Origin of the sequence: Rudanella paleaurantiibacter (assembly GCF_009184635.1) — a bacterium.
GTDB lineage: Bacteria > Bacteroidota > Bacteroidia > Cytophagales > Spirosomataceae > Rudanella > Rudanella paleaurantiibacter.
In genome coordinates this window covers 483247-510224 of the sequence record NZ_WELI01000002.1, presented here as the reverse complement: position 1 = coordinate 510224, position 26978 = coordinate 483247, and the positions used below count along the sequence as shown (strand labels likewise).

Genomic DNA, 26978 nt, shown 5'->3' with positions numbered 1-26978 from the left:
GCACGCCCTTTCGAACGGCAATAGGTACCCAATCAGGCTAGTTCCAGTTCTTCTGGCTGTTTCTGAAGCTCGACACGCGGGGGGAGCAGCTTGTATAAAACGGGCGTCACGATGCGCGACAGTAAGGTGCTCGAAATAAGACCACCAATGAGCACATACGCCAGGGGTGAGTAGAGCGGGTTATTTTCGATGGCCAGCGGAATAAGCCCGCCAATGGCCGTGAGCGACGTAAGCACGATGGGTACGAATCGAATTTCGCCCGCTTCCTGAATGGCTTCAAGCAGCGGAACCCCCTCGGCCCGGAGCTGATTTGTAAAATCGACAAGCAAAATTGAGTTTTTGACCTCGATACCGATCAGGGCAATCAGACCAATCACCGCCACAAACGAGAAAGGGTCGCCTGTGAGCAGCATAGCCCCGATGGCCCCGATGATACCCAATGGGATTACCGACAGTACGATGAGTGTACTTTTTAGGGTGCCAAACTCCAGCACGAGCACGGCAATGAACCCAAAAATGGTAATCAGGATAATGGTGCCGAGCCCGCCGAATGATTTCTCGCGGCTTTCAAGCTCCCCGGCGGCCTTGTACGAAAACCCGGCCGGGAATTTCATCGCGTCGATCTTCTGCAACAGGTCTCCGTACACATTATCGACCAGATAGCCGGTTTTGACAAAGCCGGTAATTGTGGTGAAACGGTCTTTGTCGTAATGCCGAATCTGGTTCGTACTGGTCTCGAACGTAAGGTCGGCTACTTGCCGGAGCGGCACGGCACCTCCTGTGAGGGTATTCACATATAGGTTATCGAACACGCGCTGATCGGCTACGGCTCCTTTGGGCGCGTTGCCTGCTGGTACGGTCACGTTGATGGTGTAATCGTCGGAGCCGTTGGGGCCATTGGCCGCTTTGAACGTACCTACATTGAGCCCTGCAATGGCGAGCCGGATGGTGCGGTTAATGTCGGCTATCGAGATGCCCAGTAAGCCCGCTTTTTCTTTATTGATCCGAACCCGGATATCCGTTTTTCGGGTGGCTAATGGGTTGTTGATGTAGATCAGACCCGGCGTTTGTTTGAGCGCCGTTTCGACGCGGGCAGCCACCGTGCGGAGCGTGTCAAGGTTCTCGCCGAACACCCGAATCGCGATAGGGGCTTCCTGATCGGGGCCTTGCTCAAAGTCTTTCACTTCGATGCGTGCGTTGGGGTAGAGGAGCAGCCGCTCGCGGAGTTTGTCGATAAGTGCCCGTTTCTGAGTTGGCGGCATATCGTGCAGTTGCACAAATAGTTGCGAGAAATTGGTGGCTTCGCTGCGCTGAATTACGTTGTAGTAAATCCGGGGATTGCCTTTGCCCACGTTGGTGGTAAAGTACTGTACTTCCGGTTCTTTCTTGAGCACCGATTCGACGTACCGGGCCACTGAGTTGGTTTCGGAGAGGCTGCTGCCTTCGGGGGTTTCAATATTGATCAAAAACTGCGGTTTTTCGGAGGCCGGAAACAACGCAAAGCCTACTTTGGGCACCAGGGCCAGGGCGCCCATAAACAGCGCTAACGCGGCCAGCAGAGTGAGAGCTGGGTGCCGAAGCCCCCAATGCAGCAACCGGCTGTACGACCCACTGATGATCCGTTTCAGGGCGCGCATAAACAGGTTGCCCTCCTGGTTGTGCGACTCCTTGAGCAGTCGGCTCGACAAAAACGGGACAATCGTGAGCGATACCAGCAACGAAGCCAGTACGGTGGTGATGACGGCCATCGGCAGCGACCGGATAAAATCGCCGGAGGCTTCGGGTAAAAACAACAGCGGCAGAAACGCCAGAATAAGCGTGGTAGTACAGCCGATTACGGCCAGCGTAATCTGTTTGGTGGCCCGGATGGCAGCATCCCGTTTGCTGTGCCCTTCCCGGATGTACCGCTCAATGTTTTCGACCACCACAATCGAGTCATCGACCAAGATGCCGAGGGCCACAATAAGCCCCACAATACTCAGCTGGTTGATGCTGAACCCGAGAAAATTGAGTCCAGCCAACCCAATGGCAAGCGATAGCGGTATGGAAATCATAACTACCACGGCAGCCCGGAAACCGAGCGGTAGCAGGGTGAGCGATACCAGCAAAATGGCAATCAGGAAGTCTGTAGCAAACCGACCGAGCCGCTTGCTGACACTGGCGGCTTGATCGAAGTTTTTGACCAGCTTGATGTGTGGGGGTAGCGTTTTGGCAAATTGCTCGATAACGGGGTTTACCTGTTGCCCTACCTTGTCGATGTTCATGCCGACTTTTTGCCCGGCTGTTACCAGTACCGCCCGGTGCCCGTTGAGCCGGGTGATGTGGGTTTCGTCCTCGTAGTTGAGCGATACATCGGCAATGTCGCGGAGGTAAATGATCTTCTGCGCGGCTACACCGGGTGGGTTTGTCGAAACAATTGTATTCCGAATATCATCGAGAGAGCTGTAATCGCCCGATGTTTTGACGTTGAATTTACGCGTACCTGCCTGAATACTGCCGCCCGGGATGTTGAGGTTTTCGGCCTGAAGCGCGCCAATCACCCGGTTTACCGGAATGTTTTCCTGCGCCATACGGTCAGTGTTGAGCGAAATTCGGACGGTGGTGGCGGGGTAGCCCCAGTCTTCGGCGTTTTTAAGGCTTTTTACTTTGGTGAGCTGCTCTTTCAGGCGGTCGGCTTGCTCGCCCAGCTCGCGGGTCGAGGCTACTTCCGACAGCAGCGCTACCTGTACAATGTTGACGTCGGTCGGGGAGAACTTGTTGATCTGAATCCGGAAAATGTCGGCTGGCAGCTCAGTGCGGAGTGCGTTTACTTCCCGAACCAGTTCCTGGTATTTTTCGTCGGGGTCGCTGCTGTAGTCGTATTCAATGCGCATCACGGCCAACCCATCGTCGATACTGGTCCGAATGGTATTGATATTATCCAGCGCGTTGAATCGTTCTTCGGCCGGGTTCGCCACGAGTTTTTCCATGTCGAGGGCATCGGTACCGGGGTACACCACAATCACGGCAAAGCTGGGGGCTGTAAACTCAGGGTCTTCGCCCCGGGGCATATTCAGCAGGGAGTTAACGCCCAGTGCCACCACCGCGACGAACAACACCAGCATAAACTGCCAGTTTTTAACAGAAAATTCGGAGAGCATGGCTAATGAATAATGGATAGTGACTAATGAAGAATGAAAAGCGCATTAGCCATTTTTTAGGTTTTCGCGAGTGGTTTTCAGAATGGCCGTTAGCAAGCGCATGAGTTCGTCGTTGTCTCCACGCATGGACACAAACATTTGCTCGTCTATGTATTCTGTTGCGTAAAAGAGCCTTAGCCAGTATTTGGTCTCACGCGATTCTTTGAGTGAGATACCCAGCTTCGATGCAAATTCTTTTTTGGTGAAAGCTGCGTCCGCTTCTTCGGCATTAGCCCCAATAGATGTCCCACTGCGAAGAATTTGTTTAGCTAATGGGGCAATCTCAGGATGTTGCTTGTAGAGCCATCGGTAGAGCTTAATGACTCGGACGGCAAAAGCAAAGGATTTATCCAGAATGGTATTGGGCTTACTAATGTATTCACTGGCAGACTCCTCTGCCCAAAATGAACTATGTGGTTCGTCAAAAGGCTCCATACGTCATTATTCATTTAACATCTTTCATTATACATTACTTCGTACCCATCACCTTAACCTTCGACTCTTCGGTCAGGAAAGCGGAGCCTGCCGTGACTACCTCCCGCGTGTTAGCTAATCCATTGGTGAGTAGTACGTTACTCCCATCCAGATACCCAATTTGTATCGGCTGCTTGCGAACCCCCCGGCGGTCGGGCGTGAGTACGTACACGAAGCCTTCCTGCCCGTTACCCTCCACAATGGCCTCTACAGGCACCAATGCGTAGGAACGCGACTGATCGGGGGTGAGCTGCACTTTGGCAAACAGGCCCGGTGCAAACCGTACCTTGCCCGGATCAATTCGGATTTCAACCTCGTACAGTTTGTTCATAGGGTCGGCGGCCCCGGCCAGTTCGGTCACTACGCCCCGAAACACCTGCCCCAGATACGCATCAAGGGTTACAGTAGCCCGGTTGCCGAGCCGGAGCCGGGCCCAGTCCTTGTCTGATACCCCAACGCGCACTACCCAGTCATTAGGTCGGTTCCCCAACACCATAAAAACCGGGGCACCCGGCGCGGCCAGTTCGCCGTCGGTCATCAGCTTACGGGTTACGGTGCCATCCACCGACGAGCGAATCTGTGCATAGGAGCGGTTAAACTGCGCTACGGTCAGGTTTTGCCGGGCCAGTCGGCTGCCCGTAGTTGCGTTCTGCATCTGTTCGAGGGTTGCGGCCGTGTCGGCATAGAGGGCTTTTACCCGGCTCAGATCGCGCTCCGATTTCTCAGCGGCCAGTTCGGCCTGATTCACCTGCGCGTTGATCTCGGTCAGGTCGAGGGTAGCCAGCAGCTGCCCTTTACGAACGGTTTGGCCTTCTTCGACGTAGGTGCGGTTGATAATTCCGCCAATTTTAAACGATAGCCGGGCCTCTTCGGCCGACGACAGCAATCCTGAAACCCTAATCGGTTCAGCGCGTTGCACAACCTGCACAGGTGCCAGCCGCACGGGTACTACGGTTTCGTTCAGATTATCGGTAGCGGCCGTTTGGTTAGGAGCTTCGGCTTTGCTGCCACAAGCCCAAATAAGCAGAGCGAGGGATAGTGTAAGGAGGTAGTTCATAAAAAGTGAAAGAGTGTATGCGGGTTGCAGACCGGTTCAGAGTCAGTAAATTGTCAGAAAAGCGTTTGTGGCTAAGAGCAGGCAGAGCGGAACGTAAAATCGGGTGTCGAGGTACGCGAATTGGCTGTTGCGGACGCGCTTAAAAAGGCCCACGTAGCGGAAGTCGCCCAGAGCGCGGAGCAGAAACACACCGCCAACCACCCATAGACCATACTGTGTAAGCCAATGGGGCAGGCTTATCGGAATCCAGCCGAACGGATGCAGGTGTAAGGCAGCCATTCCGAATAAACCCAGAGCTACCACGGCACAATCAGACGCATGAGGTTGCAGAACTTTTACGCCATTGCGTTCGGGGAGGGCCTGGTTCCATCCCCATCGGCCTCCAAATGCCCAATAGACGTGGAGAAAGCCAAGGAGCAGGAGAATGAAGGTGTTCGTTAAGGCAGCAATTTGCATGGTCAATGATGATTAGCCATTCTTCATCAAACATTGTCTACGGGCTACCGCACTGCCGTAACCCGGTCGAGAGCTGCCCGCTTTACGCGCACATCCATCCGGGCGAGCGATTCGCCAATCTGAGCCGTGAGGTAGTCGTTCTGGGCTTTCAAAAACTCGATCAGTAAGGCCTGCCCGTTTCGGTACTTGCTGTCAATCACACGCAAGGTTTGGCTAGCTGCCGTAACGCCCTGTCGGGTAGCCCGTCCGTTTTCTTCGGCGGCTTCGAGCTCGTAGTAAGCCTGCACCACCTGCAACCGGATTTGTTGCTGCACCTCGGTTAGTTTGGTCTGTAACTGTTCGGCCCGAATCCGGGCCTGCTGAATTTTTGAGCGTTTTTCGTAGCCTTTGAAGAGATCCCAGCTCAGGCCCAGTTGTCCGACGGTATAGGCCTGATTACGAAATGTGTAGCCAAACCCCTGAAAACCGGCGTTGCCACCTACGTAGACCGACGGGAGTTTGGCGTTGGCCTCATTGAGTCGGATGGCTGTTTGGGCGGCCCGAAGCGACCCTTGCAGTTGCGTGAGTTCCTTACGCCCGGCCAGGGCGGTTTCTTCCAGGCTTACCACCGATTCGGTAGGGGCGGGTAGTGGGGCGTCGAGCAGTGAGCTATCCACGTTAACGGCCGTGAGCAAATCCCGATTGAGCAGAAAATTAAGGTAAGATCGGGCCGTTTCGCGGTTTTTCTGAGCCGAAGCCAGTTGGCCGTCCAGCTTGCTCACCTCGTACTCGGCCGACGACACCACGTCGCGCGTGGCTACATTGTTGGCTACCAGTTTCTGGTTGAGCCGTACCAGTTCGCGTAGAGTGGTACGCGAGTTCTCAAAAATCCGAATGGCATCCAGCGTTTGCAGATATTGGTAATAGGCCGTTGTGATGTTGTACCGGAGTTCGTTTTCGATCACCTGTCGCCGGGCCTCCTGCGCGCTGAGGAGGTTTTTCTGAATCAGGTAGTTGTAGTGAATATCGGTGTTGTAGAGCGCAAACTGCACACTCACTTTGGTATCGTGAAAGTTGTTGGGGGCCAGCAGCTCGTTTACGTTCTGGAGGTTGGTCGGAAAGGCGTCGGAGCCGGTCAGGTGGTTGAGGGTACCGTAAATTGGGTTGAGTAAGTCGCCAATTGGGAACTGAAGCCGACGCCCACCCGCAGCCATCGAGTAGGTCGGGTTGAATGTCAGGCGTGGATAAAAGAGGGCCCGGGCCTGATTGAGCGATTCGGTTACGCGGCTCACATCGAGTGTTTCCTGCCGCAGAGCGAGGTTGTTCTGCAAACCCAGCTGAACGTACTCGTCGAGAATCGAAGCGGGCTGAGGCTGGGCCATCAGAAGCCCCGGCCACAGAGCCGCCAACCCCAGAAGATAACGTAGTTGTAGTTTCATAATCGACTATTATTTGCTGAACAGTGTTTAGTGTGTGGATAAAAAAAAGCGGCTTATTGCAGCCCCTTTTTCAACGTATGTACAAACAAATCGAAGGCTTCGCGCATGAGTACCTGTCGGCGTTCCTCCGAGAACATCATCAGGCGCTTTCGCAGAAACAGGGCCGTATAGCCGTGAATATTGCTCCAGATCATCATAGCCGCTACTTCGGCATCGTCGGCGTGTAAAACCCCGGCTTTTATGCAATCCTGAACTACCTGAACCAGCATATTGAAGGCAATTCGGCCTTCGCTCCAGATGTCCTCGCGGCATTCCAACGCTTCCATGGGCGCCGTCACGATAAACATAATGTCAAACAGTTCAGGGTTTTCAACAGCGAAGTTGATGTACCGTCTGCCCATTTCTACCAGCCGCTCAAAGGGGTCTTCGAGGGCGAAAATAGGCCGAAACTCTTCCATCATCTTTGAAAAAGCCTGCTGATGAACGGCGTACAGAATCTCGTTTTTATCCTTGAAATACAGATAAATCGTAGCCGGACTGTATTCAATGGCTTCGGCAATGTTGCGGATGCTTACTTTTTCGTAACCATTCTGCACGAACAGATGTCGGGCGCCATCGACAATCAACCGGCGCATTTCTTCCCGTTCCCGCTCTTTTCGCTCTATAATTCCCATCAGGTCAACTTGGTGTTACAAACGTACTAAACACTGTTCAGTAAACAATAGCTGTTTACGTTTTTTTGATTAGAAAACGGGTTGAACGGCTTTTTTTAATTATTAACGGGTGCCACCGGCTTCTAAGTTCGTAAAAAAACGAGCCCCGGCTTATTTCGTGACACGTGAAGCCATAATTTGTGGGCTAATCGTTTTCGGCGAAATAGTTACCTATTCACCCCTTGCATCATTCTTAACGCATGACCACTCGTATACTACTATTCATACTTGCTATTGGCTTGTTTGCCTTTGTCCAATCATCCGACGAGCCGGGTGTAATCCGCATAAACTTGTTAGGCTACCGGCCTGCCAGTGTCAAAGTAGCTGTGTGGGCAAGCCTAACCGACAAACCGATTGGCCGCTTTGAGCTGATGGATGCCCAAACCGACCGCGTGGTCTGGGGGCAACAGGCCGGGCGGGCTTTTGGGGCATACGGCCCCTTTGCGCAAACGCACCGGCTCGACTTTTCGGCGGTACGTAAGCCGGGCCGATACTACCTCCGCACCGATGACGGGGCCCGGTCGCCTGAGTTTCGGATTGGCGAAGATGTGTACGACGGGACGGCCGATTTCTGCCTCCGCTACATGCGTCAGCAGCGCAGTGGCTTCAACCCGTTTCTGAAAGACTCGTGCCACACGCACGATGGTTACACACTCTATGGACCCATGCCCGACAGTACGCACATCGACGCGTCGGGAGGATGGCACGATGCGTCTGATTATTTGCAGTACGTAACGACCTCGGCCAATGCCACTTACCATTTGCTGGCTGCTGCCCGCGATTTTCCGGGGGCCTTTGGCGATGCGCATGCGGCCAATGGACTTGAAGGGGCCAACGGCTATCCCGATGTGCTCGACGAAGCCCGCTGGGGTCTCGACTGGCTGCTGAAAATGCACCCAACCGACGATTGGTTGTTCAATCAGCTGGGCGACGACCGCGACCATGCCGGTATGCGCATTCCGAAAGAAGATAAGTTGTACGGAAAAGGCTTTGAGCGGCCGCTGTATTTTGCGTCGGGTACACCGCAAGGGATGTTTAAGTATAAAAATCGGGCAACAGGTGTGGCCTCTACGGCGGGTAAGGTAAGCAGTGCCCTGGCCCTCGGGTATCAGCTCCTGCGCGACCGTCAGCCCGATTATGCCGGTCGACTCTGGCAGCGGTCGCAGTCGGCGTACCGGCTGGGGCTGCAAAAGCCGGGTAACAGCCAGACAGCCCCCGGTACAGCGCCCTATTTTTACGAAGAAGATAACTACGTCGACGATATGGAGCTGGCGGCTGTGGAGCAGTGGAACGCTAGCAAAGCTACGGGGGCCAAAGCTGCCGAGTGGCAAAAACACGCGCTCAACTTTGCCCGGCAGGAGCCCGTTACGCCCTGGATTCTGAACGATACCGCCCGGCACTATCAATGGTACCCGTTTGTGAATATCGGCCATGCCGAACTGGCCAAGCGGTTGCCCGGTCGGGAGCGTAAAACCGTAACCGGATTCTACAAACAAGGTATTGATATAATCTGGCAACGCGCCCGGCAAAATGCGTTTTATCGGGGTGTGCCGTTTATCTGGTGCAGCAATAATTACACAACCTCCTTTGCCACGCAGTGTTTCTGGTACCGGCAGCTCACCGGCGATACCCAGTACGCAGCCCTCGAACAGGCCAATTTCGACTGGCTGTTTGGCTGCAATCCGTGGGGCACCAGCTTTGTGTATGGCCTGCCCGGCAACGCCGATACCCCCGCCGATCCGCACTCGGCGTTTACGCATCTGAAACAGTACCCTATCGACGGTGGCCTGGTAGATGGACCGGTACGGGGCAGTATTTACGGACGGCTCATTGGTATCACCTTGTATCAGCCCGACGAATATGCCCCGTTCCAGAGCCGTGTAGCGGTGTATCACGACGATTATGGCGATTACAGTACCAACGAGCCAACTATGGACGGCACGGCCTCGCTTGTGTACCTGCTGGCGGCCAAACAAGCCGAAAACCGGGCGTTGCCCCCGGCCAAAGCAAAACCCGCTTCGACCCGAAAAGCAGCCAAGCCGACCGTAAGCCCGACCCGAAAACGGGTGGGCGACAAGTCGACGTATTTCAAAGGGGCGAAAATCAGGGGCGACACCAGTGCTCGGCGTATCGCGCTGGTGTTTACCGGTGATGAATACGCCGACGGTGGAGAACACATTGCCCGGACCTTGCAGAAGCATAACGTCCGGGCTTCTTTTTTCCTGACGGGTCGGTTTTTGCGCAACCCGGCCTTTGCGGCCCTCGCTCGGCGGCTTCTGCGCGAGGGACATTACCTCGGGCCGCACTCCGACGCGCATCTGCTCTATTGCGACTGGAAGAACCGGGACAGTCTGCTCGTGACTCGGTCGCAATTTGCGGCCGATTTGCGGGCCAACGAGGCCGCTTTGGCCGCTGTCGGTTGGCCGCCCCGTGTACCACGCCTGTTTATGCCGCCCTTCGAGTGGTACAACGACACTATTGCAGCCTGGAGCCGGGCCGAGGGCTGGCAACTAATCAACTACACCCCCGGCACCCTCAGCCATGCCGACTACACTACTCCCGACGCCCGCAATTACCGGAGCAGCGACGTCATTCTTCAGTCGATTCGTGACTACGAACGTCGGCAGCGGTCGGGCCTGAACGGGTTTATCCTGCTCATGCATGTGGGTACTGCTCCCGCCCGTTCCGACAAGCTATATGCGCACCTCGATGCCCTGCTGACTCAGTGGAAAGAAAAGGGCTATGACCTGGTTACGGTAGATGCCCTCTGACTACATCTTCCGGTAGTGGTCAGGTAACAACTGAGACCGCAAGCCTGTACAATTGCTTTTTATGCCGTCTGAGCGAAACGAATTAATCTTTCCCGATTTGTTGTTGTCCAACTGACAAATACATGCTTTCACTCATGAAAAAAATCGTTGGTCTGGTCTTGTTGGCGAGTATCGTAGCAGCCCTGGGGGTTGCGCAGGCTCAGACTTCGGTTGGCAAAGGGTATGCCGTAGGCGATGCCGTAACCGACTTTCAGGTCCGTAATATGGACAACAAGCTCATCAGCCTGGCCGACTACCGGTCGCAGGCGGGGGTGGTGGTCGTGTTTATGGCCAACCATTGCCCATTTGCAAAAGCGTACGAAGACCGACTTATGGCTATCCACGGGCGTTTTGCCGCTCAGGGGTACCCGGTGTTGGCCATTCAAACGTCGGACCCGGCCATCTACCCCGAAGATGCCTTTGAAGTGGTGCAGACCCGCGCGCGCGAGCGGTCGTTTTCGTTTGTGTACACGCTGGACGAGACCCAATCGGTAGCCCGGAGCTTTGGGGCCACCCGTACCCCGCAGGTGTTTTTGCTTAAGCGGGTGGCTAATGGGTTTGTGGTGCAATACATTGGGGCCATCGACGATAATCCGCAGGATGCGGCCGGGGTACAGAAGCGGTATTTGGAAGAGGCACTCGTGAGCCTTGTAGCGGGCCGTCCCGTACCGACCCCGGCTACCCGACCCATTGGTTGTGCTGTGAAGTGGAAAAACTAATGGCACATCGTTTGCCATTAGGTTGCTCAGTAACAAACTACACAACTAACACAACATGAAACGTATTGCTCTTGTCATCAAGCAAATCAAAACCGTAGCCGGTGTCATGATGGTGGTCTCATCACTTGCCCTGCTGCAGGCCTGTGGTTCTGACAACAAAAACGAATCACGCACCGAAGACGCCATGGAACGCACTGGTGATGCCATGGAAGCCGATGCAAAAGATGCTACGGCCGAGGCTCGTCAGGATATAAACGAGGCTGGCGATAAGGTCGAAGCCACTGCCGACGAAGCAGCCGCCGATTTCGAACGCGAACGCCGGGAAGCCGTTGCTGATATCAAAGAAGAGCAGGCTAAACTGGATACCCGCATTGATAAAGTGCAGGCTGACATCAAAGCACAGGGTAACAAGGTAAAAGCTGAAACCCGTGAAGAATTGGCCGAACTGGAACAGAAACGCAAGAATTTGGCTGCTGACCTCGATAAGGCGCAAAACGCCACCGCAGCGGCCTGGAAAGATATTAAGGCTGGCTTTAAGCAGGCAGGTCGGAGCATTGGCAATGCGTTCGACAAAGCCGAAGATAAGGTCGACCCCGACGGAAAAGACGATTAATATTACCTTAATAGTGGTGGTTTTGAAACGCCGGTTTGCTATGCGAACCGGTGTTTTTTTTGGCTAATTCTCTGCCAAAAAAGAAGTTGGTGTATAACCCTTTCTGAACTGGTGGTAAGCGTAAACTCTACCTGCAACCCTTGCCCAAGGTTTAATTCAATGATTGCACAGAGTAAGACAAGCAGAGTACTCAATACACATCGCTTTGAAATAATTGTTGTAAAAGATGGTGACAAGCAGGTGTAGAAACAATACCCCATCCCTGTAGAGGTATCGCCTACCTAATGATCCGTTTCGAACTGGCGTAGATAAACAACACGGGCCACCTAAAAATTTTTACTTAAATTTTTTTGCCCATTCTATATAGTCAACGGGCGGTTGGCTCCTATTGATACGTACCACAGATTGTATGGCCCCGGCTCGAACAATTGGGTAGTCTTTGGGGGTTTGAATATTGTCAGTGTTTATAGCATTATGTCCATCGTAACGGTATCCGTTCTTCATTATCGCCCGGCTGCCCGGTTCCGGGCGTTTGCCAATATGGGCCGTGCCCTCATGCGTCCGTTTTCCGCCGAAGGACTGCGGTTCGGGAAACTCATGGGCAGCGGGCAAAATTTTGGCCTTATTCCTAATCTGTCCACCTACGTATATATGGGAGTTTGGGACACCGAGCAGCAGGCCGGGCAGTTTCTGAACTCATCGTCCTTTGCAGCCCTCTCCGACGGGACCGATTCGGTCAGTACGCTTTACCTCGCTCCATATCACGCACACGGCTTGTGGGATGGGGTCAATCCGTTTGGCGACGGTCGGCCCCAGGGGGCTACTCGTCCGCCAAACCCCGACGCTCCCGTAGCCGTGCTGACCCGGGCCACTATCCGCCTGGGCGCTCTGCCCGATTTCTGGCGACATGTACCCGCGGCCCGGCAGCGGCTACTTGACCACAAAGACAATCTGCTTTTTGCCATTGGCGTGGGCGAAACTCCTGTTGTGCAACAATGTACCATCAGCGTATGGCGTAACCGGGCGGCTGTTGAGCAGTTTGCGTACCGGCAAAGCGGCCACAAGGAAGTGGTTAGGCGCACCCGCGACCGGCGTTGGTACAGCGAAGAACTATTTGCCCGGTTCTCGGTGGTTGGTTGGGATAACCCACCGGCATCGGCGACCTTGACCTCCAGCCTTGAATAACAGACGCGAGCTTGCGTTAGGCGGATGCGTGATTTCTCTGACCGATAAAGACACCGTACAGGTGCCTCAGGTGTGACTTAATCAAAGAAAAATTATTTCAAGTCTGGGAGTGACCTTAGCGAAGCTCTTGTTTCCCAGTGGGGAAAATTGTTATTTTGCGGGTCTAAATTTCGTGTAAACCGGACATGTCGTTAATTAACAAAATCAGAGAACGATCTGGAATTGCCGTTGGTGTGATTGCCATCAGCTTGCTGCTGTTCATTGTGGGGGGAGATTTGCTGGGCGGACAGAACACGCTCTTCGGCGGAAATAATCAGAAAGTTGGCGAGATAGCCGGCGAAGATATTGACTATCAAGATTTTAATTTAAAGGTCGACGAGCTCCGCGCTCAGTTTGAGCAGCAGGCTGGCCGCGCACCCGGCGAAGCCGATATGGCTCAGATTCGGGAGCAAGCCTGGAATCAGCTGATTTTTGACATCGCTTACCAGAAAGAATTCGACAAGCTGGGGCTGAAAGTATCGCCCGAAGAACTTGTTGACATGGTACAGGGTACCAACATCAGCCCGCAGGTACGTCAGGCGTTCACCAACCCACAAACGGGTGTTTTCGACAAAAATCAGATTATCAACTATCTGAAAGGTCTGCGTAACCTGCCGCCCCAACAGCAGGCTGCCTGGGCTAACTTCGAGAAAAACCTGAGCCAGGATCGGCTTCGGGAGAAGTACGAGAACCTGATGCGTTTGTCGGCGTTTGCCACAACGGCCGAGGCTCAGAAAGAATATCAGGCGCAAAACAGCAAGGCCGACGTGAAGTTCCTGTTCGTGCCTTACTACGCCATCAACGATACTACTGTGAAGGTGTCGGACTCGCAACTGAGCGATTACCTGAACAAACACAAAGATGAGTATCCCGGCGCCGATACGCGTTCGTTGCAGTATGTGACGTTCTCGGTAGCTCCGTCGAAAGAAGACAGTGCTACGCTGTACAACGAAATCAAGAGCCTCGCTCGTGGTTTGGGCGCAGCCAAAAGTGACTCGTCGTTTGCGCAGATCAACAGTGATATCCGGGTTCCGCTCTACATGACGCTGGGTGAAATGCCCGAGCAGTTGCAGCAAGCGGTGAGCACGTTCTCGCCGGGTGGAATCTACGGCCCCTTCCGTGAAGGCAACACGTACTTCATTTATAAGTTTGGTGGTACCAAGCGTGATACGAGCTACACAGTACGTGCCAGCCACATTCTGATTCGGACTGGTGCCGATTCACTGCAGGCTGAGCAGAAAGCAAACGACCTGTTGAAGCAAATTCAGGGTGGTGCCAGCTTTGAAGCGTTGGCGCAAGCCAATAGTGCCGATGGTTCGGCTCAGAACGGTGGTGACCTGGGTTACTTCAAAAACAACGGTCAAATGGTGAAGCCGTTCGAGAAGGCTATTTTCGACTTCAACGGCGAAGGTTTGATTCCCCGCGTTGTGAAAACCGACTTCGGGTACCACATCATCAAAATCACCGAACCCAAAACCAACCTGCTGTACCGCATTGCTGGTATTGGCAAAACAATTACAGCCAGTCAGATCACCCGCGACGAAGCGCTGCGCAAAGCCGATCAGTTTGCATCAGAAGCTAACACTCGCGAAGAGTTTGAGGCTAAGGTGAAAGAAGACAAGTCGCTGGTGGTGGCTACTGCCGAGCGGATTCCAGAAGGTGCCAACAACGTAAACGCCCTGACCGAAGCACGTCAGCTGGTGCGTTGGGCATTCGACGATAAGAATGACGTTGGTGATGTATCGGAGCCGTTTGAAGTAGGTGACCAGTATGTGGTAGCTGTGCTGACCGGCAAAACGGAGAAAGACGACGTAAAGGCTGATGATTACAAGCAGGAACTGACGGCCAAAGTTCGGAACGAACTGAAAGCTGAGCAGATCATTGCGAAACTGGGCAGCGCCAGCGGTTCACTGGAGTCGATTGCTCAGAAGTACGGTGCTGGTGCGCTGGTTGAAACCGCCACCGACGTTAACTTAGCTACTGGTTTCCTCCGCAGTGCCGGTGTTGATCCGGTTGCATTGGGCAAAGCTTTTGGCCTTAAGCCGGGTAAGCGCTCTAAGCCGTTTGCGGGCGAGGCCGGTGTACTGATCATGGAAACCACGAAGTTGACTCCAGCCGGTACAGTTGCCGACTACGCACAGTACAAAAACCTGATTCAGCAGAACTCAGCCTCACGCACGAGCTTCTACATCAATGAGGCCATTAAAGAGGCTTCTAAAGTAGAAGACCGTCGGGCTAAGTTCTTTTAAGAGTACGCACTACCAAGAAGCGAAAGCGCCCCTCGTCAGCAATGACGTTGGGGCGTTTTTGTTTGCTTTAGGGGGACTACTTTAGACATGACATCTCTACAAACGAGATGTCATGTCTGGAATAATTTAACGCGAACTATGCATAATGGCTGACGCAAGGGCCTTCGAAGTGCGTATTATCCATAACTCATGTTAATTTAGCCCTGATTCCCCAGAAACTGAACCAACTGCTGAACGGCTTTGGCCCGGTGGCTTAGAGTATTTTTTACGTCCAGCCCCAACTCGCCAAACGTTTGCTCATGCCCCTCAGGGATAAAAATGGGGTCGTAGCCAAAACCTCCGGTGCCGCGGGGCTCGGTTGCAATTTGGCCCTCTACAATGCCCTCAAACTGGTGTTCCTTGTCACCTTTGATAAGGGTAATTACCGCCCGGAAGCGAGCTCGGCGGTTTGCGATACCCTCCATTTTCTGTAAGAGAAAGGCATTGTTTTTGGCGTGATCGCGGGTACCGGAGTAATACGCCGTATCGACGCCAGGCTCACCGTTGAGGGCATCAACTTCAAGGCCCGAATCGTCGGCGAAGCAATCGATTTGGAAATGGTCGGCTACGTAGCGGGCTTTCTGCCGTGAGTTACCCGGTATAGTACCCGTCGTTTCGGGAAGCTCGTCGGTACAGCCTATTTCGGCCAGGGTCAGAATCTGGAAAGCCCCGCCCAGCGCGTGGGCCACCTCCTCAATTTTATGGGCGTTGTTGGTAGCGAAGCAAAGTGATTTCATAGCACAAAAAAAGCCGTTCGACGGAAAGGCGAACGGCTATACGTTACCATTTTTAAGAGAGTCTATTGAACACTGGTAATCTCCACATCGAATACGAGTGGCGCGTAAGGGCGTATAGTTGCCCCTGAGCCTGTAATTCCGTAGCCCAGAGCTGATGGGAAGATCAGACGCGCTTTCTCGCCCTTGCGCAGTTTGGCGAGACCCTGATCGAAGCCCGGCACTACCTGATTGGCTCCAATCTGTACCGAAATCGTGTTTGTGCCAGTTGGATTGTTAGCAGGGTCAAACACAACGCCGTTCAACAGAGAACCCCGGTACGATACACCTACTGTTTTACCCGTAGTGATCTGCACCGAGTCGGGGCGGGCCTGGGTCACAACGACCCGTAACCCGTTTGTTTCAGAGAATGTAGGCGTCAGTTTGTTGGCGGTCAGATACTCCTGAATCTGCTGTTCTTCGGTCCGTACATTCACAATGCGCACATCATACCGGATGGGCAGATATTGCGGCAATAGCAGCGTGTTGGGCCGGCCGTTGTCCAGGTTGAATGGAACGAGCAGCATGGCCGACTCACCCTTGCGTAACCCTAACCGGTTGGTACCTGATACAATAGGCCCGCTGTTTACAATGCCATCGTATAAACCGGCCGAAATGAGCGCCTGATTGAAATAGCCACGGGTTATTACACGCGGTATATTGGCGGCCACATCGCTACTGTCGACAATAAGGCCATCAAATCGGCGGGCAACGTAATGGTACTGAATTTCGTCACCCACGCCCGCTGTTTGCCCGGTTGGGTTGGTCGTTGTAAGGATGTATGTGGTACCAGCGTCGGTCGTGCGAGCCTGCCCGGTCAGATTGTTTTGGGCTACGTACTGCGCAATTTCTGCTTCGTTTTCGCGTCGTTTCCGATCACGCAGAGCCTCGCCGGGTTCGGTGCAACTACTCAGACCTACGACGCCAAGGCAGCCGACAATAAGCCAGTTTTTCCAGGATACTCGATTCATGCTACTTCAAGGGATAAATGTTCGCGCAGGAACACTTTGAATAACGCGTTTTAACGGATTTTGGTGTCGATTTGGGCCGTACCAATGCCTGTTAAAAAAGCTTAATAGATAGCTTGGCTGTAGAAACAAACAGCACGCCGAGCTATTTGTGGGCGTGCTGTTTGTACCAACGAAGTATTTAGGGTTGCTGTGTGTTCTTGCGAATGTCGATCAGGTTCACGTCGAAAACCAGCACGGCATTGGCCGGAATAACCGGGGGCGAACCTTGCGCACCATAGGCCATCGTCGACGGAATGATGAGGGTTGCTTTTTCGCCTTTATGCAGTTTGAGCATGGCATCGTCCCAGCCCGGAATTACCTGGCCTACACCGATGGGCAGTTCGATAGGCTGTTTGCCTACCGACGAATCGAAGGTTTTGCCATCTAGTAGTTTACCCGTGTAATCAACCTTGATAAGGTCGCCCCGGTTAGGTACTGGGCCACTGCCGGGTTGTGTAATCACGTAGTACACACCCTGCTCCGTTTTCTGGGCTTTACCAGCTAAACCGTTTTTGGCGAGATAATCGGCAATAATTTTATCGTCAACGCCTTTTTGCTTGCTCGCTGCGGTCGTCTCGGCTTTGCGGTATTCCTCTTCGCTCTGTACTTCCAGTACTTTCACATTGAAGGTAATATCGGAGCCCTTGGTTACGCCCGGAGGCATAGCCTGCATAGCCCGGCCAAACAGCGAATCGGCACTCACGTAGAACGTAGCACTATCGCCTTTCGAGAGCATAGCCAGTCCTTCTTCAAACGAACCTTTGAACGGCGGTACTTGCAGCATCAGTTTCAGCGGAGCGGGTTCTTTGTGCGTATCGCGCAGAACGGAGTCTTTGCTGTTTTTCAGCTGAAGCTGGATGGTCATAATATCGCCCACCTTCGCCTTGCGGCTTTCTTCGTTGTCTTCGTGAAGCTGGTATTTCAGGCCAGTCTCGCTGACCTCGACGCGGTTGCGTCCGCAAGCGGCCATCGCGGCTACGAGGAGCGCTGCTGTTGCCAGACGGTTAAAAAGCATGTTTTGGAGTTAATTAATGTAAAATGAATACTGATTATGAAGAACAGAGGTACTAAACGGTTTCGGCCAGTTGCTGTTGGTAACGTGGTACCACGCTCAGCAGCCAATCTTCGGTTTCGGCCAGCGACAACCGTGACCGGCCGCCGGCGGCATTCCGATGACCACCCCCGTTGAAATGGGCACTCGCTAGTTCGCGTACCGAAAACTCACCGACCGACCGGAATGAGATTCGAATTTCTTCGCCCCGGTCAATCAGAATGGCCGCCATGACGACTCCTTCCACCGAAAGCGCGTAATTAACCAGTCCCTCAGTGTCGCCGGTTTTGGAACGGAACCGCTTCAGTTCCTCGGCACTCAAGGTGATGTAGGCAAACTTGTATTCGGGAACAACCACCAGCTTTTCATTGAGCACGTAGCCAAGCATACGGAGCTTATCGAGCGATGTATTGTCGTAGATACGCCGGTGGATGCTGCTCACATCAATATGGAGGTCGAGTAGGTCGGCGGCCATGCGGTGTACATCGCCGGTAGTGCTGCCGTGCCGAAACGAGCCGGTATCGGTCATCAGACCGGCATATAGGCACTCAGCCATCGGCACATCAATCATGTCTTTGTGTCCCAGCCCCACAATCAGTCGGAAAATCAACTGAGCCGTAGCGGCTGCGGTAGGGTCCCAAAGGCTGAGATCGGCAAATGATTCAGGCTCTAAATGATGGTCGATCAGGATTTTGCGACCGCGGGCTTGACGGATCAGGGCGCCCAACTCGCGGATACGGTCGAGGCTGGAAAAGTCGAGACAAAAGAGCAGGTCGGCTTCGTCGACCAATTGCGTAACGGCTGTGCGTACGCGCTCCTCGAAAACAACCACATCGCTATTGCCGGCTAACCAATGCAAACTTTGAGGGTAATCGGTAGGGGTAACAACGGTAACGCGGTGCCCTCGTTTTTTGAGGTAAGCCGCTAATCCGAGCGAAGAGCCCATGGCGTCTGCGTCGGGGTTTTGGTGCGTCGTAATCAGAATTGTTTGCGGGTGCTGAAGCAACTCGCCAATGGCATCGAGATCTTGCATGAGTGGTCGGCAGCATTTGCCGAAAAATCAAGCCACAAAGGTACAAATTATTTGAACATCCGGTTTCGGATATTGGCCGCCCCGGGTCTGGTACTGTGCATTGGTTTCAGGCGGTGTTTATACACTGGCCTTCAAGGTAGGTAAAGCACGCTGTTTCAGGGGCAATATCGAGTAACTGGCACCCGAAATGGAAATTCGTCGCTACCTTTGCGCAAAATTTTATTTGGTACACTTCCCAATGATTACGAATCGTACATTCACCATGATTAAGCCCGACGCCGTTGAGGCTGGGCATACAGGGGCCATCATCAAAATGATTGAAGAAGCCGGTTTCCGCATCGTCGCTATGAAAAAGACGAAGATGAGCAGCGAGCGGGCAGGCCAATTCTATGAAGTTCACAGTGAGCGGCCTTTCTACGCGTCGCTGTGCGAGTACATGTCGTCAGGGGCAATTGTACCGATGATTCTGGAGAAAGAAAATGCCGTAGCTGACTTTCGGAAACTGATTGGTGCTACAAACCCGGCCAATGCCGAAGAAGGTACTATTCGGAAACTGTACGCTAAGTCGATCGAAGCAAACGCCATTCACGGCTCTGACTCGGACGAAAATGCGCAGATCGAGGGTAACTTCTTTTTCTCTCGCACGGAGCAATTCTAAGGAATTCAGTACCGGCTATCGGACATTAAAGCCTGAGGGCTTTAATGTCCGATAGCCGGTATCTGGTTTAATAGACCTTCTCGCCCCGCTTCAGCCACACCCCCCACGGCCGCGAGAATGCATGGACGAGCTTGGTAGGCTTGCCCGTGTTGTCAACAACCGGGTTTCCCTGATTCACCCATTCGAACAGGCTACCGTACAGGTTATGAACCCGTTCGTAGCCAGCGGCTTTTAGTTTGTCGCCGATTTTGTCGCTCCGGTACCCCACCGAGCAGTACGTCACGATGTTGGCCGTTTTGGGGATGCCTTTGAGCCGCTCGAAGCTGAAATCATCGTAGCCAACCCAACGGGCGTTGGGGAGATGACTCACATCGTACTCCTTTTTTTCGCGGGTATCGAGCAAAACCACATCTTTCATGGTTTTTAACTCCGTCACGGTAACAGTCGGTACGGTGCTATTGCCATACAGCGTGTGGAGCAAAGCCCGGTACGCCTGACTGGCAGGTTGAGCCATAGCCGAAGAGAACAGACAGCAGGATAAAAACGTAAGGAAACCCAGTTTCATAAGGAGTTAATTACACTGTTGGTATAACGCAGGGCCGACGTGCCTGATTATCGGAACCGCCTGATTATGCTTATGTTATAGACGTTTAGGAGGGGGTGATTTGTACAAAAGTAAGAACGAGGTATCAGTAACCCGTAAAATTTACGTTAAAAACATACCCTGATCGGGTAATCAGTAGTGTCTGACGGGTACATTGACTAATTTTATGGATTCGTATGACGAGAAATGCATTTTTGATGGATTGAACCTACTACCTGATAGTGAACGATGGGGAAGAACGTGCGAATTGGATTATCTGTAGTTTGTCTGCTACTTGTTGGTTTACTGAGCGCTGCGGCTTTGACAACGCCAGCCAAACGACTCGTATCAACCCTACGGCGTTCGGCGGTCGTTAAGAAACCCGTTGTCTTAAAACCAAAGGTTAAGGATCATACGTTTCCGGCGAGTCGGCCGGTTGAAGTGCTGGCTCCTGTAGACAGCAGTGCCGAAAAATGGATCGATAGCGTGTTTACAACCATGACGCCCGAACAGAAGGTTGGGCAGTTTTTTATGGTAGCCACGTTCTCAAACCGGCACGCTAATCATTATCAGTACATTGAACACCTGATTCAGAACTACCATATCGGTGGACTGATCTTTTTCCAGGGTGGCCCGCACCGGCAGGCGTTGCTGACCAATCGGTATCAGTCGCTCTCAAAAATCCCGATGCTTGTTGGTATCGACGGTGAGTGGGGGCTGGGTATGCGGCTCGACAGTGCTATGGATTTTCCCAAGCAAATGGCGCTGGGTGCTCTTCGCGATGATCGGTTAGTATACCAGATGGGTGACGAAATTGGCCGCCAATGCCGCCGATTGGGCATTCATATCAACTTTGCCCCCGTTTCCGACGTCAATAGCAACCCGGCAAACCCCGTCATCGGCAATCGGTCGTTTGGTGAATCGAAAGAGAACGTAGCCCGTAAGGCCTCGGCTTACATGCGGGGGCTGCAAAGCAACCGAATCATTGCCACAGCCAAGCATTTCCCCGGTCATGGCGATACGAATCTCGATTCGCACCATACCCTGCCGGTTATCAGCCGCTCGGCCGAACAACTACACAATATTGATCTATACCCGTTCCGCCGGCTCATTGCTGATAGTTTGATGGGCGTTGTGACGGGGCATTTGCACGTTCCGGTTGTCGACAATCGGCCTGCCATTGCGGCTACGTTGTCGGATAAGGTAGTGACCGAACTGCTCAAAAAAGAACTGGGTTTCCGGGGGTTAGTTTTCACCGACGCCATGAATATGGGCGGTATCAGCCGGGCTGGGCGTCCGGTTGATGTGAACCTGAAAGCCCTGATTGCGGGTAACGACATTCTGCTCTATCCTGAAAATATCAAGGAAGCAACGGCAGCTATTCTGAATGCGGTTCAAACCGGGCAGATTTCGCAGGAATTGATCGATGAAAAAGTACGTAAGATTCTGCGGGCCAAGTATTGGGCTGGTTTGAATAACTACAAGCCTATTTCGATGGTCAATTTGGAGCAGGACCTCAACTCGCCCGAGGCTCAGGCTCTGAAACAGGAGCTTTGCAACGCAACGGTGACGGTAGTGGAAAACAATAATGATCTGTTGCCGATTGCTCGCCTTGATACAGCTCGCATTGCCTCCATTGCGATTGGTGCCGAGTGGAACAACACGTTCCAGAAAACGCTGGCTCAGTACGCGCCAATCAAGAAAATTACGTATCCCGACAAAGTGTCGACGGATGCAGAAGTTAATGAAATTGTGGCTTCGGTAGGCGATGCCAACGTGGTGATCATGAGCTTTCACCGCATGAGCGAATCGGCATACCGTAAGTTTGGTGTGACCAAGGCCTCGCTCGACTTGATTAACCGCCTGAAGCAGTGTGGTACCAAAGTGGTCGTGACGGCGTTCGGGTCGGCCTACAGCCTAAATCAGTTCACGGCTGCCGATGCCCTCATTTGTGGTTATCAGGATTTTGACGAAATGCAGCGGGCTACGGCTCAGGTGATTTTTGGTGGTCTTGGTGCTGAGGGTGTGATGCCCGTATCGACAGGGAACTGGAAGATAGGATACGGCAAAACGGTTGTTCCGGCTGGCCGGCTGGCGTACGGTACCCCCGAGAGTGTGGGTATGAATGCCACCAAGCTGAAACAGATTGATCAGCTGATGCAAACTGCGCTGGCGGGTAAGGTAGTACCCGGAAGCCAGGTCATTGTGGCCCGCAAAGGCAAGATTGTGTACGAGAAGTATTTTGGAAAGCTGACTTACGCGGGTACTGAGAAAGTGACTGGCGAAACGCTGTATGACTTGGCCTCGCTGACAAAGGTGCTGAGCACACTACAGGCAACCATGCTCCTGCATGATCGGAAGCAGCTGGATATTACCCAAAAGGCGTCGGTGTATCTGCCTGAGTTACGGGGCACCAACAAGCAAAACATTGTTATTCAGGATCTGCTCTGGCATCAGTCGGGTATGGTGTCGTATTATCCTACGACCTGGGATCGCACTCGCCTGCCGGGTGGGGGCCTGAAACCTACTCTCTACAGTGCTACCCCCGATAGTGCGTACACGTTGCAGGTAGCGCCCAATCTCTGGGCCCGTACGGCGCTGAAAGATTCGGTATGGAAGTGGGTGGTGCAGTCGCCTATGTCCAAAAAGATTGACGATGGACGCCCGGCGTATGTGTACAGTGATTTGAATTTCCTGATGTTGCAAAAAATTGTGGAGCGTATCACCAAACTGCCGCTCGATCAGTTTGTAGAGCAGGAAATTTACAAACCATTGGGCCTCGTTTCGATTGGTTTTACGCCCCTGCAACGGTTTGCCAACCCGCGTTGCGCGCCCACCGAAAACGATACATATTACCGCAATACCTTGCTGATTGGCACGGTACATGACCAGATGGCCGCTGTACAGGGTGGTGTTTCGGGACATGCGGGTCTCTTTGGCAATGCTCGTGATGTGGCTGCTTTGTTGCAGATGAATTTGCAGCGGGGCGAGTACGGTGGCTATCGGGTGCTTCAACCCAATACGGTCCCTTACTTCTCGCAAACAGTAAGCCCACGCAGCCATCGGTCGCTTGGTTGGGATCGCCCCAATCCAGAAACCAGCAGTGTGTATGTAGCCGAGCAGGCTTCGGAGCGCTCGTTTGGGCACACGGGATTCACCGGTAACGTGGTGTGGGTTGATCCAAATGAGGAGTTGGTCTTTGTGTTTCTATCGAACCGGATTCACCCAACAGCCGCTAATACGTCCATCAATACGACCAAACTGCGTCGGAAGATCCACGAAGTAATTTATAGCGCGATAGAATAAGCATGGTACTGACGAAAATATATCTTAGCCCCGGCACAGTTCAGATTGTTGCCGGGGCTTATTGTTTGTAGGCTCTTATAAGGAAAGTGCGAAAAGATAAAGCTATTGGAGTCGAGCGACATCGCCCCCCACGAACGTTCTGCCATGGCGGGACACGCTACCGTCTAGTAGGTGTAATAAAAAAAGCCAGTCAGTTGACTGGCTTTAAGTCGGGAAGGCGGGATTCGAACCCACGACCTCTTGCACCCCATGCAAGAATAGGTAATTTTTAGATGGTTCTCAATATTTTTTATAGTATCTGAAATACAGTAAGTTATAAAGGTAATATCTTCTTGTTAGTTCTTGGTACTTCTGATTGTTCTGGTATATTTGTGTTAGGAAACGTGTTAGTAAAGGCAAACTCTTGCCTAACTTATATACCTGTCCCAAATGGCCCATACAACTGAAGCAAAAGAAGCCCGTGCTACCGTTCGCATTGTTTACCGACAATCCGATGTTCAGAAAGATGGAACCTGCCCCTTCTTTGTCTGTATCACTAAGCAGCGCAAGCGTAAATACGTGGCTACCGGCTTGACCTTACATCCTGATTATTGGGATGGAGATAAAGAAAGAATAAAGCCGGTAAAGGGCACGACGGTTGAGAAAAGGCTACTCGCTGATAAGTTAAAGAAGGTAGAGAAGGCATTGCAGGACATACGCGAGAAGTACGAGAAAGCCGCCGAAAGCCTGGTTGATGCCGATGAACTGCACGATGCTAAAGCCGTAGCTAGTAAGGCCATAGAGGGACGCAAACAGTCTCGCCGTTATACTGTTCTGGAATACCTCAGCGAACAGATCGAGACAATGCAACGCATTGGTAAAGTGGGTTATTGCGGAGTATACAGAGACCTCAAAAACCAGCTTACTGAGTTTGTTAAAACGGAGTACAATAAAACCGACTTCCGCTTTGATGAAATCACTGTAAAGTTTTGCAACGGCTTCGAGATGTTTTTTAGGGAGCGGGGAAATACGGAGACGAGCTTATCCGTCCGCTTTCGAACACTACGAACCTTATACAACCGGGCTATTGCAGAAGGGGTAGCCAAGGCTGAGAATTATCCTTTTGTCCGCAACGTTGCTGAGAAGCATAAATTCAGTGTGGGCAAGTTTGATACCAAAACCCGCAAGCGAGCTATTACCCGCGATGAGGTTCGCAGGATCGAAGCCTACCAGCCCACTGGCACGGCTACTGGACCGTATGCCAACTTGAAAAACTACTATAGAGTAGAACGGATGCAACGGGCGAAAGATGTATTTCTATTCTCTTTCTATGTAGGTGGTATAAACTTCGTGGATTTAGCCCAACTTCGCTGGCACGACCTTGTCACCGATGCTGATGGTAACCAGCGAATCAATTACACCCGGCAGAAAACAGGGGGGAAGTTTTCAATGAAGCTAACGGCTCCCGCCCTTGCTATTATTGAATCATTTCGGGCGCTAACCCACCACAGTCACAATTGTTACATATTTTCGATACTGGATAAGGATATACACCAAAAGCCCAATCAGATTAAATATCGGCTAACGAAGATATTAGGGCAGGTTAACAGCGACTTAAAGCGGCTGGGCGAGGAACTCGGTATAGCTACCAAGCTCACCACTTATGTGGCTAGACATTCCTTTGCTAGCAGTCTACGTAGAGCGAACGTGGCTGATAATCAGATAGGGCAATTGTTGGGCCATCAAGACTTCAAACAAACTGCTGTTTACTTGGATGAGTTCGACCGGCAGACCCTTGATGCGGCCTTGGATGTGCTCATATAGCACACTGGTAAGCCATCGCTAAATCCTAAATCATTACTCAGTTTGAATAAATAACAACCGCCGAGGTCTGGAATACATGTAGGCAGGTTAAAAACAAAAGCTGCAATATGGCAACAGAAGACGAAGATAGTCTATTCAGCCTTTGGCCTGACCTGTCAGCCGACGAGGTTGCAAGGCGCATTTACTCAAACCCTGACCTGTTTGCAGAATACTACTCCGACGAACGGGAATCGCTTAAACAGACGAACATTCGCTTGATGGAGCAGGACCCCATGCAATATGTTGAGTTCATTGATAATTGGGCAGAGGCTTTGCCAAAGTTCTTTCAGGAGGCTGTAAACTGCGAAGTCGAGTTTTTTAAAACAAAGCAGTTACAAGAACTGTCCGAAAGCTTATTCACAATGCTATCCCCCCCTCGCTCGTTTCCCCACCCTGCCATCAAGAAGCAGGTGGATTTCTACAGGCCTTTATTTAACCATTACCTACAAAAAATAAAAGAAGCAAAAGCCGAGCCGGAACAAAATAGGGTTCAAGTCGATCCGGCACAGAAATTACATACTCCTTCAATAAAGGGGGGACAAGGGCGGGTTAGCACTATTAGTAACCGCAACAAACGCGATGCCGAGTATTTGACTCTCAAAGATATATTCAATGACCCTGAAGAGTTTGATAAGTGTATTGATGCGTTGCAACTGATAAGCTCGCCTGTATTAAGTGATACCAGAACGTGGATAGGAGAGAGCCGTGGGGGTATGGCCGCAATTGCGGCATGGTGGGACACAATAAGGAAACGAGGAAAGATTAAGAGCGTATCAAAAATAAAGTTCTGCAAACTCTTAGAAGATTATATCCCCGGTTTGATTCTTGACACCAAAACAGCAAGTTTTTTAGGAAAAAGTACAGAATGGAGAACCTCGTATTCCATTGAACTTGAGGGGATTATAAAATAAGATTATTGTTTATATTCCAACTTAGAATTAGAAGAAATAGAAGATTTTGACTGCCCGATCATTGCAAGCGTAAACCAAACGCAAACGCAATGGGACATACTTTTGAAGAACTATTTACGCGGTTGTCCGCAATTGAAGCCGGACAAAAAGAAATACGGGCGTTGCTAATTAACCGCCTAACCTCCCCTCAATCATCAACACATCTGCCACGAATTGGCAGCAAAAAGGACATTCAGGCCGTGACGGGCTGGCCTGATGGAACCATATACGCAAAGGTGGCGCAGATGCCTTCGGGCATAGTCATTCGCGGGCGTAGTAAGCGGCTACTATTTGACTTGGATAAGTTCGAGCAATGGATTAAAACCGCCGTGTAACCATGAGCCAACAGCAGCCTAATTCAAACTCAGCCATCGAACATCTTTGTCGGCTTGCTGATGTTCAAAAGCGCGAGAAGTGGCCGAATGTCAAGCCTGCCTATATTCCAAAGGCCAAGTATGATGACCGTACAGCCAACGGACTAACCAAGTGCATCGTTGACTTTATCAACCTAAGTGGAGGGATGGCAACTCACATCCAATCCCAAGGGCAATATCGCCCCGGCGCTGGAGGGCAAAAGGGCACCTTCACGTACGGATCAACACGGCGAGGTACCGCTGATATTCATGCAGTCTTCTATGGCAAGCACCTCTCTGTTGAGGTGAAAATTGGCAAAGACCGCCAAAGCCAGGCGCAGAAAGCCGTGCAATCTGATGTAGAACGTGCTGGCGGTTACTACGTCATTGTTCGATCATTCGGGGGATTCTATCAATGGTGGACACAAAGCTTTCTGTCAAATGTAATTCTCCCATGACCCGCTTGAC

General features: G+C 52.2%; 22 protein-coding genes. 11 read left to right on the top strand and 11 right to left on the bottom strand.

From position 1 onward, the window contains the following. Positions 1–32: 32 nt before the first annotated feature. From F5984_RS06900 to F5984_RS06875, 6 genes are read right to left on the bottom strand one after another with little or no spacing between them, the layout of a single operon-like run. Entirely contained in the window at positions 33–3140 is a 3108-nt protein-coding gene (locus F5984_RS06900) for an efflux RND transporter permease subunit (protein WP_152123519.1), read from the bottom strand. 45 nt (positions 3141–3185) lie between these two features. Next, positions 3186–3614, bottom strand: a complete 429-nt coding sequence (locus tag F5984_RS06895) for a four helix bundle protein (RefSeq protein WP_152123518.1) — start codon at positions 3612–3614, stop codon at positions 3186–3188. A 34-nt stretch (positions 3615–3648) separates the two neighbouring features. After that, positions 3649–4710: an efflux RND transporter periplasmic adaptor subunit gene (locus tag F5984_RS06890; protein ID WP_152123517.1), complete on the bottom strand. Its 1062-nt coding sequence runs from the start codon at positions 4708–4710 to the stop codon at positions 3649–3651. A 42-nt stretch (positions 4711–4752) separates the two neighbouring features. Beyond that, entirely contained in the window at positions 4753–5166 is a 414-nt protein-coding gene (locus F5984_RS06885) for a DUF3995 domain-containing protein (RefSeq protein WP_152123516.1), read from the bottom strand. A 44-nt stretch (positions 5167–5210) separates the two neighbouring features. Next, positions 5211–6584, bottom strand: coding sequence for a TolC family protein (locus F5984_RS06880; RefSeq protein ID WP_152123515.1), 1374 nt, complete (start codon positions 6582–6584; stop codon positions 5211–5213). A gap of 53 nt (positions 6585–6637) precedes the next feature. Further along, positions 6638–7258: a TetR/AcrR family transcriptional regulator gene (locus F5984_RS06875; RefSeq protein ID WP_185155437.1), complete on the bottom strand. Its 621-nt coding sequence runs from the start codon at positions 7256–7258 to the stop codon at positions 6638–6640. Positions 7259–7497: 239 nt separating this feature from the next. Between F5984_RS06875 and F5984_RS06870 the strand changes: the two genes are divergently transcribed. The 5 genes from F5984_RS06870 (at position 7498) to F5984_RS06850 (ending at position 14912) form a co-directional block, all read left to right on the top strand. Next, positions 7498–10068, top strand: coding sequence for a glycoside hydrolase family 9 protein (locus tag F5984_RS06870; RefSeq protein WP_152123514.1), 2571 nt, complete (start codon positions 7498–7500; stop codon positions 10066–10068). Positions 10069–10202: 134 nt separating this feature from the next. Continuing rightward, positions 10203–10826 (top strand): thioredoxin family protein, encoded by a 624-nt coding sequence (locus F5984_RS06865; protein WP_152123513.1) that lies wholly within the window; start codon positions 10203–10205, stop codon positions 10824–10826. Between the two features lie 55 nt (positions 10827–10881). After that, on the top strand, positions 10882–11439 hold the full coding sequence (locus tag F5984_RS06860; RefSeq protein WP_152123512.1) for a sll1863 family stress response protein: 558 nt from the start codon (positions 10882–10884) through the stop codon (positions 11437–11439). 474 nt (positions 11440–11913) lie between these two features. Beyond that, entirely contained in the window at positions 11914–12624 is a 711-nt protein-coding gene (locus F5984_RS06855) for a DUF3291 domain-containing protein (RefSeq protein ID WP_246168849.1), read from the top strand. Positions 12625–12809: 185 nt separating this feature from the next. Further along, the gene (locus F5984_RS06850; RefSeq protein WP_152123511.1) at positions 12810–14912 is read left to right on the top strand and encodes a SurA N-terminal domain-containing protein; all 2103 of its coding nucleotides are present in this window, start codon (positions 12810–12812) and stop codon (positions 14910–14912) included. A 197-nt stretch (positions 14913–15109) separates the two neighbouring features. Here F5984_RS06850 and rdgB read toward each other — a convergent pair whose 3' ends face one another. The 4 genes from rdgB to F5984_RS06830 all read right to left on the bottom strand — a co-directional run bounded on the left by rdgB (position 15110) and on the right by F5984_RS06830 (position 18818). Further along, complete coding sequence (gene rdgB, locus F5984_RS06845; RefSeq protein ID WP_152123510.1) at positions 15110–15688, bottom strand: RdgB/HAM1 family non-canonical purine NTP pyrophosphatase; 579 nt, start codon at positions 15686–15688, stop codon at positions 15110–15112. Positions 15689–15750: 62 nt separating this feature from the next. Continuing rightward, positions 15751–16695, bottom strand: a complete 945-nt coding sequence (locus F5984_RS06840; RefSeq protein WP_152123509.1) for an FKBP-type peptidyl-prolyl cis-trans isomerase — start codon at positions 16693–16695, stop codon at positions 15751–15753. Between the two features lie 178 nt (positions 16696–16873). Continuing rightward, positions 16874–17749, bottom strand: coding sequence for an FKBP-type peptidyl-prolyl cis-trans isomerase (locus F5984_RS06835; protein WP_152123508.1), 876 nt, complete (start codon positions 17747–17749; stop codon positions 16874–16876). A gap of 52 nt (positions 17750–17801) precedes the next feature. Continuing rightward, entirely contained in the window at positions 17802–18818 is a 1017-nt protein-coding gene (locus F5984_RS06830) for a DHH family phosphoesterase (protein WP_152123507.1), read from the bottom strand. 238 nt (positions 18819–19056) lie between these two features. On the opposite strand from F5984_RS06830, the gene F5984_RS06825 reads away from it, so the two are divergent. Then, positions 19057–19476: a nucleoside-diphosphate kinase gene (locus F5984_RS06825; protein ID WP_019989293.1), complete on the top strand. Its 420-nt coding sequence runs from the start codon at positions 19057–19059 to the stop codon at positions 19474–19476. A 67-nt stretch (positions 19477–19543) separates the two neighbouring features. Here the strand turns inward: F5984_RS06825 and F5984_RS06820 are convergent, their stop codons facing one another. Then, positions 19544–19990, bottom strand: coding sequence for a rhodanese-like domain-containing protein (locus F5984_RS06820; protein WP_394367387.1), 447 nt, complete (start codon positions 19988–19990; stop codon positions 19544–19546). 318 nt (positions 19991–20308) lie between these two features. On the opposite strand from F5984_RS06820, the gene F5984_RS06815 reads away from it, so the two are divergent. The 5 genes from F5984_RS06815 (at position 20309) to F5984_RS06795 (ending at position 26968) form a co-directional block, all read left to right on the top strand. Continuing rightward, entirely contained in the window at positions 20309–23365 is a 3057-nt protein-coding gene (locus tag F5984_RS06815; RefSeq protein WP_185155436.1) for a glycoside hydrolase family 3 N-terminal domain-containing protein, read from the top strand. 429 nt (positions 23366–23794) lie between these two features. After that, positions 23795–25168: a site-specific integrase gene (locus F5984_RS06810; RefSeq protein WP_152123505.1), complete on the top strand. Its 1374-nt coding sequence runs from the start codon at positions 23795–23797 to the stop codon at positions 25166–25168. A gap of 107 nt (positions 25169–25275) precedes the next feature. Then, positions 25276–26118, top strand: a complete 843-nt coding sequence (locus F5984_RS06805; protein WP_152123504.1) for a hypothetical protein — start codon at positions 25276–25278, stop codon at positions 26116–26118. A gap of 89 nt (positions 26119–26207) precedes the next feature. Further along, positions 26208–26492 carry a hypothetical protein gene (locus F5984_RS06800; protein ID WP_152123503.1) on the top strand — a complete coding sequence of 95 codons (285 nt, stop codon included), beginning with the start codon at positions 26208–26210 and terminating at the stop codon, positions 26490–26492. 2 nt (positions 26493–26494) lie between these two features. Further along, entirely contained in the window at positions 26495–26968 is a 474-nt protein-coding gene (locus F5984_RS06795) for a VRR-NUC domain-containing protein (RefSeq protein ID WP_152123502.1), read from the top strand. The last annotated feature ends 10 nt before the right edge of the window (positions 26969–26978 follow it).